This window comes from Salinithrix halophila, assembly GCF_042650125.1.
Taxonomy (GTDB): Bacteria; Bacillota; Bacilli; order Thermoactinomycetales; family DSM-45169; genus Salinithrix; species Salinithrix halophila.
In genome coordinates this window covers 87,396-103,012 of sequence record NZ_JBHSAP010000004.1, presented here as the reverse complement: position 1 = coordinate 103,012, position 15,617 = coordinate 87,396, and the positions used below count along the sequence as shown (strand labels likewise).

General features: G+C 47.5%; 18 protein-coding genes. 10 read left to right on the top strand and 8 right to left on the bottom strand.

Annotated features, from left to right (window positions below; all coding sequences use genetic code 11):
- Window positions 1-234 precede the first annotated feature (234 nt).
- The gene (gene ggt / locus ACFOUO_RS01560) at window positions 235-1,989 is read left to right on the top strand and encodes a gamma-glutamyltransferase (RefSeq protein WP_380701461.1); all 1,755 of its coding nucleotides are present in this window, start codon (window positions 235-237) and stop codon (window positions 1,987-1,989) included.
- A gap of 65 nt (window positions 1,990-2,054) precedes the next feature.
- Here the strand turns inward: ggt and ACFOUO_RS01555 are convergent, their stop codons facing one another.
- The 4 genes from ACFOUO_RS01555 to ACFOUO_RS01540 are packed head-to-tail and all read right to left on the bottom strand — an operon-like array spanning window position 2,055 to window position 4,812.
- On the bottom strand, window positions 2,055-2,465 hold the full coding sequence (locus ACFOUO_RS01555) for a hypothetical protein (protein WP_380701459.1): 411 nt from the start codon (window positions 2,463-2,465) through the stop codon (window positions 2,055-2,057).
- Window positions 2,466-2,475: 10 nt separating this feature from the next.
- Window positions 2,476-3,483 (bottom strand): DUF4244 domain-containing protein, encoded by a 1,008-nt coding sequence (locus tag ACFOUO_RS01550; RefSeq protein ID WP_380701457.1) that lies wholly within the window; start codon window positions 3,481-3,483, stop codon window positions 2,476-2,478.
- Window positions 3,484-3,512: 29 nt separating this feature from the next.
- On the bottom strand, window positions 3,513-4,145 hold the full coding sequence (locus ACFOUO_RS01545) for a YIP1 family protein (RefSeq protein ID WP_380701455.1): 633 nt from the start codon (window positions 4,143-4,145) through the stop codon (window positions 3,513-3,515).
- A gap of 28 nt (window positions 4,146-4,173) precedes the next feature.
- On the bottom strand, window positions 4,174-4,812 hold the full coding sequence (locus ACFOUO_RS01540; protein WP_380701453.1) for a YIP1 family protein: 639 nt from the start codon (window positions 4,810-4,812) through the stop codon (window positions 4,174-4,176).
- Between the two features lie 132 nt (window positions 4,813-4,944).
- Between ACFOUO_RS01540 and lepB (ACFOUO_RS01535) the strand changes: the two genes are divergently transcribed.
- Entirely contained in the window at window positions 4,945-5,433 is a 489-nt protein-coding gene (gene lepB / locus ACFOUO_RS01535) for a signal peptidase I (protein WP_380701619.1), read from the top strand.
- Between the two features lie 47 nt (window positions 5,434-5,480).
- Here lepB (ACFOUO_RS01535) and ACFOUO_RS01530 read toward each other — a convergent pair whose 3' ends face one another.
- Genes ACFOUO_RS01530 through lepB (ACFOUO_RS01515) form a run of 4 tightly spaced genes read right to left on the bottom strand, consistent with a single transcriptional unit; the run spans window position 5,481 to window position 7,879 of the window.
- Window positions 5,481-5,783, bottom strand: coding sequence for a hypothetical protein (locus tag ACFOUO_RS01530; protein ID WP_380701451.1), 303 nt, complete (start codon window positions 5,781-5,783; stop codon window positions 5,481-5,483).
- A 16-nt stretch (window positions 5,784-5,799) separates the two neighbouring features.
- A complete protein-coding gene (locus ACFOUO_RS01525) occupies window positions 5,800-6,783 on the bottom strand; it encodes a DUF4244 domain-containing protein (RefSeq protein ID WP_380701449.1) in 984 nt (327 codons plus the stop codon).
- A gap of 14 nt (window positions 6,784-6,797) precedes the next feature.
- Window positions 6,798-7,397: a YIP1 family protein gene (locus ACFOUO_RS01520; RefSeq protein WP_380701447.1), complete on the bottom strand. Its 600-nt coding sequence runs from the start codon at window positions 7,395-7,397 to the stop codon at window positions 6,798-6,800.
- Between the two features lie 14 nt (window positions 7,398-7,411).
- Window positions 7,412-7,879, bottom strand: coding sequence for a signal peptidase I (gene lepB, locus ACFOUO_RS01515; protein WP_380701445.1), 468 nt, complete (start codon window positions 7,877-7,879; stop codon window positions 7,412-7,414).
- Between the two features lie 390 nt (window positions 7,880-8,269).
- On the opposite strand from lepB (ACFOUO_RS01515), the gene ACFOUO_RS01510 reads away from it, so the two are divergent.
- The 8 genes from ACFOUO_RS01510 (at window position 8,270) to ACFOUO_RS01475 (ending at window position 15,616) form a co-directional block, all read left to right on the top strand.
- Window positions 8,270-8,710, top strand: a complete 441-nt coding sequence (locus ACFOUO_RS01510; RefSeq protein ID WP_380701443.1) for a prepilin peptidase — start codon at window positions 8,270-8,272, stop codon at window positions 8,708-8,710.
- 69 nt (window positions 8,711-8,779) lie between these two features.
- Window positions 8,780-9,493 (top strand): hypothetical protein, encoded by a 714-nt coding sequence (locus ACFOUO_RS01505; protein WP_380701441.1) that lies wholly within the window; start codon window positions 8,780-8,782, stop codon window positions 9,491-9,493.
- Window positions 9,494-9,511: 18 nt separating this feature from the next.
- Window positions 9,512-10,678 carry an AAA family ATPase gene (locus tag ACFOUO_RS01500; protein WP_380701439.1) on the top strand — a complete coding sequence of 389 codons (1,167 nt, stop codon included), beginning with the start codon at window positions 9,512-9,514 and terminating at the stop codon, window positions 10,676-10,678.
- 14 nt (window positions 10,679-10,692) lie between these two features.
- Window positions 10,693-12,081, top strand: a complete 1,389-nt coding sequence (locus ACFOUO_RS01495) for a CpaF family protein (RefSeq protein WP_380701437.1) — start codon at window positions 10,693-10,695, stop codon at window positions 12,079-12,081.
- Window positions 12,078-13,004 carry a type II secretion system F family protein gene (locus tag ACFOUO_RS01490; RefSeq protein WP_380701435.1) on the top strand — a complete coding sequence of 309 codons (927 nt, stop codon included), beginning with the start codon at window positions 12,078-12,080 and terminating at the stop codon, window positions 13,002-13,004. Before ACFOUO_RS01495 ends, ACFOUO_RS01490 begins: the two co-directional genes overlap by 4 nt.
- A 16-nt stretch (window positions 13,005-13,020) precedes the next feature.
- Window positions 13,021-13,944, top strand: a complete 924-nt coding sequence (locus ACFOUO_RS01485; protein ID WP_380701433.1) for a type II secretion system F family protein — start codon at window positions 13,021-13,023, stop codon at window positions 13,942-13,944.
- Between the two features lie 77 nt (window positions 13,945-14,021).
- A complete protein-coding gene (locus tag ACFOUO_RS01480) occupies window positions 14,022-14,252 on the top strand; it encodes a hypothetical protein (protein ID WP_380701431.1) in 231 nt (76 codons plus the stop codon).
- Between the two features lie 65 nt (window positions 14,253-14,317).
- Entirely contained in the window at window positions 14,318-15,616 is a 1,299-nt protein-coding gene (locus ACFOUO_RS01475; RefSeq protein WP_380701429.1) for a vWA domain-containing protein, read from the top strand.
- Window position 15,617: the final 1 nt, after the last annotated feature.

The window sequence follows — 15,617 nt, the reverse complement described above, 5'->3', positions numbered from 1 at the left end:
TCACGGGGTTTTTTCTTTTCATCCTAGCGGTCCATGTTTAAGGAGATATGATGTCCGCGTTAATTCCTTCTATAGAGAAGGGGAAATCTCCTGGGGCGTGTAAGGGGCTCGACCCAAAAAGCCCTGCTGGGGAACACGGCTTTCCATTTTTTTATAGCATAAAAAAACGGAGGGAATCGATGAGCCGGTGAAGAAGTGATTCACGCAATCTTAAAAAAATGAGGAAGTGATCCCATGCGAGGATGGCGAGCGCCTTTTGTTTGGATGACAGCTATTGTGCTCTTATTCGCCGTCGCGGTCCCGAGTGTAGGAGCGGGCGCCCAGGCAGGAGGGCCCAACCCAGATGATCCGCGGCAGGTGGATGTCGGAAAGTATGGCATGGTGGTATCAGCCCATCCTCTCGCTTCCAAAGTGGGGGCGGATGTCTTGAAGAAGGGCGGCAATGCCGTCGATGCCGCTGTGGCGATTCAATTCGCCCTCAACGTGGCCGAACCGATGATGTCCGGAATCGGCGGCGGCGGCTTCATGATGGTTTACCACGGCAAGAACAAGAAGATCGATATCGTGGACAGCCGGGAACGAGCCCCCGCCGGAGCCCGCCCCGACATGTTCCTCGACGAAAACGGAAAGCCGATCCCCTTCAGTCAACGCCACACTCACGGCAATGCCATCGGAGTGCCCGGCACCCTGAAAGGGCTGGATAAAGCGCTGTCCCGGTGGGGGACCCGCCCGATGGCTCAGTTGATCAAACCGGCGATCCGGATGGCGGATCAAGGTGTGCCGGTGAACTGGGTACTAGCCGACGCCATCGAGGAGAACAAAGAAAAGCTGGCCAAGACCGCTGCCAAGGACGTCTTCCTCCCCAACGGGGAACCCTTAAAAGAGGGGGACCGTCTCGTTCAGAAAGACTTGGCTCACACCTTCCGCTTGATTCAGTGGCATGGGACAAAGGCTTTCTATCGCGGAAAAATCGGCAAAGCGATCGCCGCCGCCAGCCGGGAACACGGTGGCAGCATGAAGCCCCGGGACCTGAAGAAATACCGGGTCACCCTGGACAAACCGCTTCGGGGAAGCTACAAAGGATATGAAGTAGCCACCATGCCTCCCCCGAGCTCCGGCGGGATCACCGTTCTCCAGATCCTGACGATGCTGGACCGGTTGGAGATTGGTAAGGAAGATATCCGCTCTCCGGAAAAATACCACCTCTGGGCGGAAGCAAGCCGACTGGCCTTTGCCGACCGGGCTGCTTACATCGGAGATCCTACCTTTGTCGATGTTCCCATAAAGGGAATGACGAACCCCGACTACTTGAACAAGCGAAGCACCCTTGTTAACCGGGAACAAGCCGCCACCAAGGTGGAACCGGGGGACCCCTGGGCATACCAGACCGGAAACGGCCAAGCCGCTCCCCAGCAAAAGGATGACCGTACCACCGGCGAAACCACCCACTTCTCCGTCGCCGACCGATGGGGTAACCTGGTATCCTACACTACCACCATCGAGCAACTCTTCGGCTCCGGCGTCATGGTCCCCGGCTACGGCATCATGCTCAACAATCAACTGACCGACTTCGACGCCGTCCCCGGCGGCCCCAACGAAGTTCAACCCGGCAAACGCCCGATGAGCTCCATGAGCCCGACCCTTCTCTTTAAGGACGGCAAACCCGTCATGGTCGTCGGCTCCCCCGGAGGCCCCACGATCATCGCCTCCGTCGCCCAAACCATCCTCAACACTGTCGAATACGACCAATCACTCAAGGAGGCCATCGAAGAACCCCGCATCTACAACAGCCACACCTCCCGTATCCGCTGGGAGCCCGGCATCCCAGATACCGTCCGAACCAACCTCCAATCCAAAGGCCACCGCTTCGAATCCTCCCCCCGCTACATCGGCAACGTCAACGCCATCTGGATCGACCGCCGAACCGGACTCTACCACGGCGCAGGCGACTCGACCCGGGAGAGCACAGCGATTGGGTTGTGGAGGTAGCATGGAAAAGTGAAAGAGCCCCTTCGCTTGTAACAGCGAAGGGGCTCTATTTGTAGGCAATACGATTATTTAGGGCCTATCTTTATTTTTGGTTCATATGCGGCTATCACATCAACAACTGAGTCAACTGCTAAAAAAGAAAAGTGTATCAGTTCCTCCGATAATGCAATTTCAAAAGAACTATTTACTAACCATTGCATGTAATCGGAGTTTTTAACTTTGAAAAAGGTCCATCCCGAATAAAAGTGAGTCCCGTGCTGTTTATCAAGGTTGTTTATAGTTTTTAGCATAAATCCTTCATCTGTGCTTCTATAAGCGTGTACAGAACAATCGAATATCACTTCTGCTTTCTTTTTTTCATCTCTAGAATCAGACAAATATATTTTTAAACCATCTATACTGTCGGTTAACGAATCGACATAGTATTTTGGGGATAAATCATTTGTTGGCATCCATCTCTCCCAAATTTCTTTCACTTATTGTCACCTACTTATATCGAATTTTAGTCGATTTTTTACCTTCATAAATTTCCAGTGTAGGCCTTCCGTCAGAGCTTTTGTTTCTAACATTTACAGTTCTTCCATCCGGTAATTTTCCTACATAACCACCTGGTATTTCTTTCACATTGGTGACTCCTAAGCTATTGAAATCTTTACGCGCTTGGTCGAAGCCACCAGCTTTTTCATATTGTTTTGCTTTACCCTTAGTAGCTCTACCGGGAGTAGCTCCTTCCAAGATGTTATCTACAGAATTAGATTTTTTAACCTTATCCACCTTATCATCGCACGCACACTTAAACTTCTTCTTCCCTCGTTCGGCTACCTCATCCACTTTTCCCTTGGACTTCTTTAGCCTCTTCCCGGCCTGAGTCTTAGAGAGGGAATTGTCCAGTTTCTTGGTGTAGTCTAAGGCTTTTCCGCCATACTTGACCCCTTTGGCCAGTTTGGCGGCAGGGATGGGAACGGCGGATACACAGCTAATTCCTCGGTCAAAGCCGGATACTTTGTTTCCGTCGGTGTCCTTGCCATTGATGCAGCCGGATAAGTCATCAAGGAACAGAAAGTCTAAGGTTTCTTTGGCGACATACCCGGCATCATCGACCATCTCTCCTGAAGCGAGGTAATCATAAGCGCCTCCGGAATCATCGTCAGCCTTGGAGGATGATTGGTGGGATTTTGCGTTGGTTTTCGTCGGTTTCTTCTCTTTTGAGGGTTTTTCATCGGCATGGGGGCGGTTGCCATTGTTATTGGGCTCTTTTTCTGATAGAGAGGAACCTGCTCCGTTTTCTTGTCCTCCCCCTACATTCCCTTCAATGGCATCGTCGATTTTTTGTTGTATGGTCGATTCCGTCTGATCACTGGTGACGGCGGTATATAAGAATCCGCCGATAAGAGCGGCAGCCGCGAGTATGATTACATACTCCACCGTGGAGGCCCCTTTACGGCTTCTCGTCACCCTCGCGAATGATTCCAGCCAATCTTTCCATCGATTCATGAGTCGCTTGTCCTCCATTTAGTTTCTCATTAGGCAGGATATAGCACAATATCGAAGACATATTTAGATACAATCCAGATCAATCCCACCGAAATCAGGGTGACCGGCAGTCCGATCCAGGTAGAAAACCGATGGGCTTCTCCTACGGCAAAAAAGAGAAGAACAACATACCAGATGGTCAAAATGACCTGGATCAGTAAGAAGAATAGGTAGAAAAGCGTTAGGAAGAAACTGTCGTCGATTCGTGGAGTAAAGTCGGTAAACATCTCATCGCCAAAGAGGAGCAATTGGACCATCCATAACAGAAGCTTAAAAACATAGGGGATGAGGGAGAAAGCCACAGCGATTTGCATATCCCTCCAGGAGGCTTGTCCCTTGAAAACCTTCCCTACACCATAAAACAGCCCGGAAAAAAGGAGCCATAATAGGGGGCCGACGCCGATTCCGATCCCAAAGGAAGCGAGCAGCAAAGAGCCGAATTCAAAGTAGTCTCCCAGATCCCGATAAGATACCTGGGCGATCGTAAAGGTTACACCGGAGAGAAGGACCGGAATCAAAGGGACATACCACGCTAAAGACATATCGAGCAACCGTCGGATGACTCGTTTGGGTGTGATCCAGTAACACAAGCTTAGAAGAAGAATTTGGGGGATGGATATCATGGGCTTTCCTTTCGTTTTTTTAGAATGTTTAATACCACAACAGCACAATCGGTAATATCAGCAGAATAAAGACAACCGAAAGAATGACCGCGGTGAGGAGAATCAGTCCAAAACCTGTCCATGCGGAGGTATCATAGACTTCGGCGACACTTTTACTTAACACGACCACAAACCAAAAAAAGACGAGGTAGTTGATTAGATAGCAGAGGACGATTAAGGAAAGAAGCGGAATACTGGCGTCAATGGTGGGTGTCTCAGGTGTAAAATTCTCCTGTCCAAAGGCAAAGATCTTGATGATCCAAATGAAGAAAGTCCATACCAATGGAACGTAAGATAGAGCAACCGCTTTTCTTAGCTCACCCCATTCGGCATGCATACCCAACCAATTCCCAACCAGGGTGAGGGCCCCACTTAATAACCACCACTGCACAATGCCCATGATCGTACCGAAAAATAGGGATAAGAACAAAATCGATCCGATGGAGACTTGATCCCCTACGTTTTGCGCTTCAGCATTATCCAGAAATACCTTGATTCCTGCAAAGATAGCCAATAACCATAGCCATTTGGTGTGCCCCGAATCTACATAGTTCCTGACCGTCTCCCGCGGACTTTTCCACATGGAAAGCCACGGATTGATTTCTTGTTCTTCGTCCAGATAGCTCATTGTTACCTCCAATATCCTTTAATGAGGGGTGATTTTCTTCCATGTCCGATTGTATAAATGACGATTCGAAATCACAAGGTTCATATGGTAAAAAATTAATAGAGTAAAGAGGAGGAACACGGATTGGAAAAAATGTTTAGGCTTCTGTTGGGTATTTGGTCCGGGGCTATTTTTTGCGCACTTATACTCTTTTCCTTTTATGACTGGAATGTCATTATGGGACCCAGCATGAAGCCGACTCTTGAGCCGGAAAATATCATATTAATCAAGCGGAATCCCCGCCATATTCAGCGAGGAGACATTGTGTCTTTTCAAATCAAAGAGAAAGACGTTCCCTATATTAAGAGAGTCGTGGCCATGGAAGGCGACCGTGTGGAAGGGAGAAATCACCAACTCTACGTCAATGGGCGATCTGTACAAAAAAACGTTTCCGCTTTTTCCGCTTTAGTCGTTCCAAAAGATCATGTATTTCTGATGGGAGACAATGCTGACCAGAGCATCGACAGCCGAGATTTTGGTCCTGTATCGATTCAATCTGTGAGTGATCAAGCGGTCGCCATCATTTGGCCTCTGTCTAAAGTCGGACTGTTTAATAGTAAAAGAGCACCCTTTGAAAAATGAGGGGTGCTCTTTATTGTCTTTTTGTAATGGTTGTAGATTACTCTTAGTCAATCACCACCAATCCACGCTTCATCGTAAGTACTCCTGCTTAACACGTCTTTTAACTGATCAATCTGTTCAGCTGCCTGATTGTCTACGAATATCTTCATTTGTTCCAACTCAGACACTAGCTCATCCATTTGTCGTCTATTCAACCTAACATCTGTCCGATAGTAATCCTGTAATTTTCTCAAGGTCAAGTAGCTTCCCCAATTTTTGTTCTTCTTAAAGAGTGCATCATGCAAGGATTCAGAAATATGGTCTTTGTGGACCAATGTTCCTTTCTTGTACAGCAGCACGTCAAGAGCCATTGCTGATTCCTCCATTTCATTTCCAATCCTTCTGTGGAAATGCTGTTACTACTTCTCCGTCCTTTTCCACCACTACTCTTACCTTATAAAGCTTCTCTCCATTTGGGTCAACACCAAGGGGCTGTTTATACTCCTTCTCGTATATAAATCGGTCACCATCTTGGGTAACACGGTCAGGCTTTCTGAAAGTATCTCTGGAATAGGTTCGCCAATCACCACCAGATACAGTCCATTTACTTTTATGGGTCCATTTGTTTTTGTTTACATGGCGATCCTCTACGTGCTTGTTTGATTCACTTGAGAATGTTATCTTTTTCGGGCGCTTGGGATCTTTGGGTTTATCCTTCTCTTTGTTTTTATTCTTGCAACCTTTCCCTTTCTTTTTCGCACAGACCAGCCCTTCAACAAAATCATCCGATTTCTTCCCAATCCGGAATAGTTCTTTGACTCCGGTTTTGCCGTAACGCCATCCTTTTCCTATTCCGATGGGTATTCCTTCAACAGTCCGGTCTAGACTTTCCAAAAATCCTAGCTCTTCGCCGGTTTTGTTGTCTTTGCCAGTTAACCCCGAGCTTAAATCATCCCAAAACCACCAGCCGATCGGATCGCTTGTCGCGTAGTCCCACTCTTCTTTCGCCTTATCAGTGTAGTAATCCCAGGATTTACCAGCTTGATCTTTGACATAGCTCCCTTTACGTTTTAAGAAGTTAAGGGTCTTATCCAGAGGCCCCGGGTCTTCTTTTTTCGGTGAAGCGTTATCCGCTTCTGCTTTAGAAGAGATATCTTGGTTGTTTTGGCTTTCTTTCTTATCGGTCTTGGCTTCTAGACTGAAGGCACTCCGAATCACCGCTTCCAAGGTACTTTTGGTTTCTCCGCTACTTAGAACACCATATAAAACTGCGGCTAGTAGGGAAGCTCCAACTAGGATCAGGATATATTCCAATGTCGATGAGCCGCGTCTGCTTTTTAATAATCGTATATAGGGGTAAAACTTTTCCATTCTCTCAGCCCCATTTATAAAGTAATCAAGGCGAACAGGAAGACGAGAATGAACAATGTGAATGGTAACAGAATTACTGACCAGAAACTCTTCCAGGCTGAGATGGAATGGACTTCACTCAATCCCTGAGACAGAATGACGAAAAACCAACCAATCAAAATGAACTCTAAAAGTCCAATTAATAGAAAAAAGGATACATATCCAAGGCCCGAGGGGGTCGCAGATGAAAACATATAGTCTCCGTAAATGGTCAACAGGGGGACCCAGAGAAATAATTTAGCCACCAAAGGCACAGTGGACCAAGCGAAAACCCGCCGTGTTTCCGCCCAATCCCCGTACCCTCCGAAGGCACGGATTAATAAGTGACTCAAGCCGCTGTATAGTAACCAGGCGATGAGGCCGATGATCGGTCCGATAATAAAACTAGTCACGATGATATAATCCGTTGCTGTGCGATCCCCCAAATTTCCATTAGATGCTTGATCCAGGCGGAGCCCGATCCCGGACAGTACCACCAACCATAGATAAGGCTTTCCATTCATATTGATCAGCTCATCCATTGTGCTACGTGGGCGTGTCCACAAGTTCAACAGGGCGATTTTCAGTGCTGCCATTTTTATACCTCCCGTTATTGACGAAAGAGAACGCCTTGTATATCTTTTTTTGGTATGGGGCCCATGTCCCGGCTATCATAGCTCTCTTCTCGATCATCCCCAAGAACGAAGATGGACCCTTTGGGAACACGGATCGGCCCGAAGCTATCCATCTTTTCTTTTTTCTCTAGGTAAGGCTCTTTTGCCGGTTTCCCATTAATGTAGAGAGAACCATTTTTGCCTTCGACGGTATCTCCTTCCAAGGCGACCGTCCGTTTAATGTAATCCATTTCTTCATGGTGAAAGAGAACGATCTCTCCCACTTCGGGATTCTTAGACCACTTCAGGGAAGTAACGATTTCATCATGTTTCAAGGCGGGAGCCATACTGTTTCCATACACGCGATAGAACCCGAAGAATTGAAAGAAGAGCATGATGTTCAATACGAGTAAAACGGAAAGGCTTGTGGCCCATATGATGATGCGTTTCCATGGAATCGACATTCGCGTCCCTCCGTGATGGACAAAGCTTATCTGACTTTGTCAATATATCAAAATATGGCGCGAATCACCATGTTTTTGTTGAAGATCAGGGATAGGTATATGGGTAAATATGAAAAAAGCCATCCACCCAAAAGGGTGGATGGTTTAAGTCAGGAATGGTATATGGAAAGGAAGTTTTATTAACCTATATAATGAGGTCCCTACATCAACGGAAACCGGTGAAAGAATAGATCCTAAGTACTAGAAAATAATACTTAATATGTATTTGTGTGTCGCTTGGAAAAACTGCCGGTGATTCCCTTGTTTATCCATTGCGAATTCCATATAATAGATTCGACCTCGTAGATAAATGATTATATACTTGTACGTTGTAAAAAAGGGCGGTTATTTGTGACAATTCATTTATTATTTGGGGCGTTGGTTGTGATTCTCCTGGCGGCTACATACACCGATTTGCGGGAGCGTCTGATTTATGACCGGTTTGTTTTAAGCGGTTTGGTGTTTGCTTTGGGGGTTCACCTTTATCACAACGATCTCCCGTGGTCGGAATACTTGCTCACGGGTGTGGGAGCCTTCTTGTTCCTCGCTGTGGTTGCCGTTTTGACCAAAGGGAGTGCCATCGGGGGCGGGGATATCAAGCTTTTCGCCATGATCGGTTTTATGCTTGGATTGCAATGGTTTTTATGGATCTTTATCCTGTCCCATGTATTAGCCGGGCTGTTCATTATGGGGGCCAAACTCTTTTTCCCCAAAAAGTTTACCTTTAAAACTGAATTTCCGTTTGCTCCGTTCATTTTATCGGGTACAATCGGAACATACTTTTTGATTTGAATGGATTGATAGGATAGGATTCCTAATATTCCATATTCCACTTTAAAAAGGGACGGGTGTTGCTGAGACATGCAGGATGCAAAACGTAGAGCCATGATCTTTGCGATGTTATCAGTAGTTTTGGCGGCAATCGCGGCGTACTATTTCTTGGAACAATCCAATCAATTGGAGGCGGGATTGGGAGATGAACGAGTCGTCCTAGTTGCGAAAAAAAATATCAAATCCAGGGAACCGTTGAAGCCGGAATACTTCGAGGAGATGCCGGTTCCTGAACGTTACGCCAAGTCTAACCAAGTAAGTAATCCGTCCCAACTGGAGGGACAAGTCTCCGTAGTTGCATTGGGAAAAGGAGACCAATTGACGACCAACGTTCTTCGTCCCATCACACAGTTGGATGATCCGTCAAAGCGGTTGGTCTTGTTGCGGGCGTCAAATCGGGTTTTGTTTGATGAGTTATTCAATGCCCAAGACAGAGTGGATATCGTCGTTTCTTATGAAAAGGAAGGCGGAGGAACGACCGAACTCCTGATGAATGACAAATTGGTATACAGTGTGGCCCAGGGAAATAAAGCCGTCGGCTTGGAATTGAATCTAAAAGAAGCTCAGGCCTTGATCAAGGCGGAAAACTTCGCTCACTCCATCCGGGTGATCAAAGCTCCCCAAAAGAAGAACCTTTCAAAGAGAGCCCGGCAACGGAACCAACAGCCAAACGGAACCAACCCTGCCCAACAGCAATCCAACGGGCAGACGGGACAAGGCACGATGAGCCAAGGCAACCAATAACCAGGGGGTGGATGAAAATTGAGTAAAGATATTCGACTGACCATCGTGGATGAAGACGCCGGTCATGCCCAAGAACTTCTCAGCCGCGTCGCCAACAGCTTTCCTCAACATATACACATTACCCCTTCGGAGGTCAGGAGTGAAATCGCGCGCCTCGAGCCGGATCTGATTCTGTTGCAAGAACCAGGGGACGATTCAGGCCTCCAGATGCTTCACTATATCGCCAATGAGTTGTCCGATACCTTAGTGATCTACCTAACCAACCAACGGGATCCCGTGAAAGCTCGGGACGTGAGCCGAGCCGGTGCCTTCGACATCTTGTTTATGCCCGATGAAATCACGGCGTTAGGAGATGTGCTTTCACGTGCGGTAAAAGCGTTGGAAGCCCAAGAGAAGGGGAAGGACAAGGTGTTCACCTGGGGCCGGGGTCAAGTGATTTCCTTCTACAGTGGTAAGGGTGGATGCGGACGCAGTTTGGTATCCGCCACGCTGGCGCAAACGTTGCAAATGGACTCCAACAGTAGCGTGTTGCTGGTAGACCTCAACCTCCAATTTGGTGGTGTGGAAACTTACCTGGACGTGGACCATGAGCGCTCGATCCATGATTTGACCCCGGTTTTAAAAGAGCTGAACGACAACCATATCCGAAACGTGACCGCTATTGAAAAATCTTCCCACATGGAAGTGCTGGTCAGCCCCCGAGATGCCGAAGCGGCTGAACAAATCACCGAAGAACACGTACAACGGTTATTGCGAACCGCCCGATTGTATTACGACTACATACTCGTTGATTTACCGACGGAGATGACGTCGATTGGATACGCAGCATTGGAAGAGGCCGACCGGATGTTTTATGTGATGACCCCCGACTCGCCTTCGATCCGCACCTTTGGTCGGGTATTGGAACTCTTCAATAAACTAAGCGTGGATCCCACTGGACGGCTGGAGATCATCCTGAACCGCATCGGCCGGGAGACCGAGATGCGGCAGAAAGATATCCAGCAGCATTTTGATTTCCCGATCACCGGTCAGTTGCGGGAGGATGCCAAACGCGTACAACAAGCGATCAACCGTGGAATCCCGATCCGTACACGGCAGAAAGATAGAGGGTCGGTGTTTGTCAAGGATGTAAAAAAACTGGCTGACTCTTTGCTGGATGAACAGTCCAAGCGCTCCGCCTCATGAAGGAGGGATAGAGGATGTCCCTGTTTAACCGAAATAACCGACCTACTGAAAAACAAGCCAATGCGCGTCAAAACCGACCCGCCCAATCTCCATCGAAACCGAAAGCACCCGCAGCTAGTGACGAGCGGCTGGATAGCTTAGCTCGACACTTTAAGACTCGCTTGTTGCGGGAGACGGATCTGGAGAAGCTGACTAACATGCCCTCCGTCGAACTGCGGGTCACATTGGACCGCTTGATTGGCCGTTATATGGCCGATGAGCAAGTAGTGATTTCCCGTCAGGATCGCGACCGCTTGATTACTCGGATTATTGACGAGTCCGTTGGTTATGGTCCGTTGGAACCGTTGCTGGAAGACCCGGATATTACGGAAGTGATGGTAAACGGCCCCGATGAGATTTACTACGAAAAAAAGGGCCAAATTCACAAAACGGATATCCATTTCAGGGATGAAGAGGCGTTACGCCATGTGATTGACCGGATCGTGGCTCCTTTGGGACGCCGGGTGGATGTCAGTTCCCCCATGGTGGACGCCCGTCTCCCTGACGGAAGCCGGGTGAATGCAGTGATTCCCCCGATCAGTTTGAAGGGATCTTTGGTTTCGATTCGGAAATTCCGTAAAGATCCCATTCGCATGAAAGACTTGGTCGGCTTTGGCAGCTTAACTACGGATATGGCAACCTTTTTATCTTCCGTTGTTAAATCCAAACTGAATGTGATCATCTCTGGTGGTACCGGAAGCGGGAAGACGACCCTTCTCAATGCTTTGGCCAACTATATCCCGGAAAATGAACGGATTGTTACGATTGAAGACATGGCCGAGTTACAGATCCCCCACGGCCATGTTGCGGGGATGGAAGCACGGCCGTCCAACGTCGAGGGCAAAGGGGAAGTGACCATTCGCCAGTTGGTTCGAAACGCCTTGCGGATGCGGCCGGACAGGATCATTGTAGGGGAGGTGCGGGGCTCGGAAGCCTTCGATATGCTCCAAGCGATGAATACCGGGCACGAGGGCTCCCTGACCACTGTCCACTCCAACAGTCCGGAAGACGCGATGCGCCGGCTGGAGGCGATGGTGATGATGTCCAGTTCCGACCTTCCACCCTCCATCATCCGTGAATATCTGGTGGGTGCCATCGATTTCATCGTCCAGATCGCTCGCCTACCCGACGGTCAGAGGAAGATGGTCGCCGTTTCCGAAATGCAGAAACAAGAGGATGGATCTGTCGGTTTGGTAGAACTGTTCCGCTTTCAACAGACGGGCATTGATGAGCATGGCAAAGTGCAGGGTTCCCATACCGCGACCGGCATCATCCCCCAATGTTTTAAACGATTGCAGGCTTACGGGGCGAGCGTGGATTCTTCCATCTTTACTCCCGTGGCAAATAAGGGGCTATCCAGATGAGCGCTCTATTCGCAGCCGGAGCCGCCGCTTCCGCCGTCTGGGCGTTGTACTATTACCTCATCATCAGTGGGGAGCGTAAAAAAGCCCACGAAAAGTTAAACGATTGGATGTACCACGGGGTTGAAAAAACCAGTTGGTCGGATTCCCTCTCGGACAAAATCGACTCCACCGATTGGGCGAAAAAAATGAAGCCCAAGCTGGAACAGGCCAGCCTAGATATGAAACCATCCGACTATGGAGCCATCCTGTTCATGGGAGCAATTATCCTCTATGTTCTATTTAACTTTATGGCCGGGATCGAATCCGTCCTGCTATCGCTCCTTCTATCCATTGTGTTAGTGCCGGTGGGGTCCAATCTTTTCCTTCGGTCCCGCAAGCACATCTACGCGCAGCGGATCGATAACCAACTGTCTGAAGTATGCCGCCTGTTGAGCAGCGCCGCCCGCGCCGGTTTGTCCATTCCACAGGGCTTGCATTTGGTGGTGCAAGAGATGCAGGGGCCGGTAAAAACCGAGTTGGGTCGAGTTGTGCAGGAGATCGATCTGGGCCGGGATGTAGAGGAATCTTTGCGGGAGTTGTTGGGGCGGGTGGAAACCCGCGATATGCAAATCTTTGTCAATGCTCTCATCATCCAGCGTCGGGCGGGTGGTGATTTGGCCAAGGTGATGAGTGAAATGGCCGCCACCATGGAAGATCGAAAGATTATTCATCAGACGATCCGAGCGGTCACCTCCCAGGCCCGAACCTCAGCCTATGCCCTACCCCTGATCTCCTTGCTAATTACTTTTATGCTCAGCAAGATGATCGATGGATTCTACGATTTGTTTACCACCATCCCCGGAATCACCCTGATCATTATCTTTGTTTTGCTGCAGATCCTCGGGGTATATCTGGTTCGCAAGTTCTCCGAGATCCGGGTGTAGGAAGGAGGCGTTTCAATTGATCTTATATATCCTCGTGGGTGCTTCATGGCTTTGCCTTGTGATGGCCGGATTGATGTATGTCAGCTACCGAGAGAAACAGGCAGAGATCGCCCAGCGGATTGAGCAACAGTCCGGTTCCACCTTCGCAGCCGTAAGCCAGTCTTCGGAACAGGACTGGCGAAAAACCCTGGTTGCTTGGTTCGACCGCTTTGCTCCCATAGGAAAAGACATCGAACTCCTCAGTGACCCCGAAGATCTGAAAGAGTATCTGGTTAAGGCGGGCTATCCCTATGGTATGACAGTAGACCGCCTTCAAGGAGCTAAAGTGGTATTCGCTATTGGTGGAACCATATTGGGGCTGTTCTACTTTCTACTAGGTTTGCCTTTGGCACCGTTTATGCTCGCGTTTAGCCCATTGATCGGCTACTTATATCCGATCTATGCAATGAAGAGTAAAGCGAAAAAACGGCAAGAAGAGATTCAGTATGACCTTCCCGACTTCTTGGATATGATGAGCATCACGTTGAAGGCAGGAATGAGCCTGGATACCGCTTTGGATTACTACGTCAGGACCAACAAAGGGCCGTTAAGTGAAGAGATCGGAAGGATGAGCCAAGAGGTTTCATTTGGTGTCCAACGGGAGACCGCTTATCGGGCCCTGATGGAGCGAACCGATTCCCCGGAATTGGAGACCCTGATTCAATCAATCATCCAAGCCCATAACCTGGGAACCCCCCTGTCTGAAACTTTTACGCAGCAAGCGATGGAAATGCGCTCCATGCGAGCGGAAAAAGCGAAGGAGAAAGCCGGTAAATCGGAGCCCAAGATTTCTGCCGTAGCTGGCTTGGTGATTACGCCTTCGATTATGATCTTGATCTTTGGTGCTTTTGTATTGAAGTTTTTCTTTGCCGATGATAGTCCGTTGAAAGGTATATTTTAAGGAGGTGGTGTAAGAAGGAGAATTTTTTCGGCTGATACCCCAGGAGTAATCGATTAATTTTATCAGGAGGGATTTTTGTGAGAGACAAATGCATTGAGACTTATGTTCGAGGCAGTATGTTTATGAGAGAAGCTGTACGCAAGGTATTGGTTGAGCGCAAAGGTGCGACCACGGTAGAGTATGTCGCCGTTCTTGCCGGAGCAGCTGCACTTGGAGCTGTGATCTTAAGCACAGTAGAAGGTGAAAAAGGCGTTGGGGCTTTGATAAAAAAGAAAATAACCAATATAATTAAAGGTATTAAATCTTAATGAATAATTTTAATTCAGGCATATGATATTTTTCATATGCCTGAATTAAAAATGGGGGTGCAAAATTGAAATTATATAAATTTATATCCATATTATGTATAATAATGTTATCGGGATGTAGTTTTGGTACTTCAAAATCAAATGATCATTCTACTGCTTTAGATAATAAAGAGAAGATACCTACAAGAGTAAGAGATATGATTGCACAGGGACCCGGAAAATATTCGGGTGACAAGTATGATGAAAAAAAAGTGGAGACAGAGTTGGATAAGCTTGATAAAGATGCCTCTAAGGCGGAGGTATTTAACCGCGTTGTTGACTTAGTGGGGGAAGACTATGCTTCGGTGGATAAAGCAATGAAAAATATCGCTACCGACTTTACCTTTAATCCAAACACTCCAGGTACGGATGTGGAAGCACCTGAAGCGAAAAATTATAATATCAGCATTTTGTTAGATGCCAGTGGAAGCATGGCGGGTCAAGTTAGTGGTGGTAAAAAGATGGATGTAGCTAAAGAAGCGATACAAACCTTTGTTTCTTCCTTCCCAAAGGAAGCCAACGTATCACTAATTGCTTATGGACATAAAGGGAGCAACAGTGAAAAGGACAAACAACGATCCTGCAAGTCCATTGAGGAAATTTATCCGTTAGGTACATATAACAAATCATCCTTCAACAAGTCGTTAAATCAAGTGGACGCAACTGGGTGGACACCCTTGGGAAGTGCGATTAAGCAGTCAGGTGAGATGCTGAAAGCAAATTCGGATCAAAAAAACAAAAACCTCGTATATATCGTCAGCGATGGCTTGGAGACATGTGGAGGAAATCCGGCTAAAGAAGCAAAAGCTCTTCAAAATGATGGGATATCGGCTAAAGTTAATATCATTGGCTTTGATGTAAATAATTCAGAACAGCAGTCTCTGAAAGAAGTGGCCGAGGCAGGAGGAGGTACTTTTACATCAGCTAGCTCTAAAGAGGGACTAAAATCTTATTTTAGGGGAGAGTATAATCAACTTATATTAGATTGGTATGGTTATAATACTAAGGTGACAGGAGAAATAGTTGAACAGGCTAGTAAAAGGCAGAGTAAGCTTTATGATTTATCAAGTAAAGCATATGACATTCAGGAACAAGAAAAAGACAGAGCAGATAAAGCAATTGAGTATTTGAGAAACAAGGGGTATAGGCAGATAGATACTTATGAATATAGCGACAAAAGAACTGGCCGCCTTTTTGATTACTTTAAGGGTATGGTAGGAAATATAGAAAGTAAGCTTATTGAAAATAGTAATAAAATAGAGGAAAAAATTGATGAAAAATCCCAAAAAAATATCGATGACTTAGAAGATAAAATCGAGGATTGAG

Bases quoted from the DNA above. Each gene is read 5' to 3' on its own strand.
- ACFOUO_RS01490 (WP_380701435.1), top strand. From the start codon at position 12,078: ATGAGCGCTCTATTCGCAGCCGGAGCCGCCGCTTCCGCCGTCTGGGCG.
- ACFOUO_RS01520 (WP_380701447.1), bottom strand. From the start codon at position 7,397: ATGGCAGCACTGAAAATCGCCCTGTTGAACTTGTGGACACGCCCACGT.
- ACFOUO_RS01545 (WP_380701455.1), bottom strand. From the start codon at position 4,145: ATGATATCCATCCCCCAAATTCTTCTTCTAAGCTTGTGTTACTGGATC.
- ACFOUO_RS01495 (WP_380701437.1), top strand. From the start codon at position 10,693: ATGTCCCTGTTTAACCGAAATAACCGACCTACTGAAAAACAAGCCAAT.
- ACFOUO_RS01530 (WP_380701451.1), bottom strand. From the start codon at position 5,783: ATGGCTCTTGACGTGCTGCTGTACAAGAAAGGAACATTGGTCCACAAA.
- ACFOUO_RS01505 (WP_380701441.1), top strand. From the start codon at position 8,780: ATGCAGGATGCAAAACGTAGAGCCATGATCTTTGCGATGTTATCAGTA.
- ACFOUO_RS01550 (WP_380701457.1), bottom strand. From the start codon at position 3,483: ATGAATCGATGGAAAGATTGGCTGGAATCATTCGCGAGGGTGACGAGA.
- lepB (WP_380701445.1), bottom strand. From the start codon at position 7,879: ATGTCGATTCCATGGAAACGCATCATCATATGGGCCACAAGCCTTTCC.
- lepB (WP_380701619.1), top strand. From the start codon at position 4,945: ATGTTTAGGCTTCTGTTGGGTATTTGGTCCGGGGCTATTTTTTGCGCA.
- ACFOUO_RS01525 (WP_380701449.1), bottom strand. From the start codon at position 6,783: ATGGAAAAGTTTTACCCCTATATACGATTATTAAAAAGCAGACGCGGC.
- ggt (WP_380701461.1), top strand. From the start codon at position 235: ATGCGAGGATGGCGAGCGCCTTTTGTTTGGATGACAGCTATTGTGCTC.
- ACFOUO_RS01540 (WP_380701453.1), bottom strand. From the start codon at position 4,812: ATGAGCTATCTGGACGAAGAACAAGAAATCAATCCGTGGCTTTCCATG.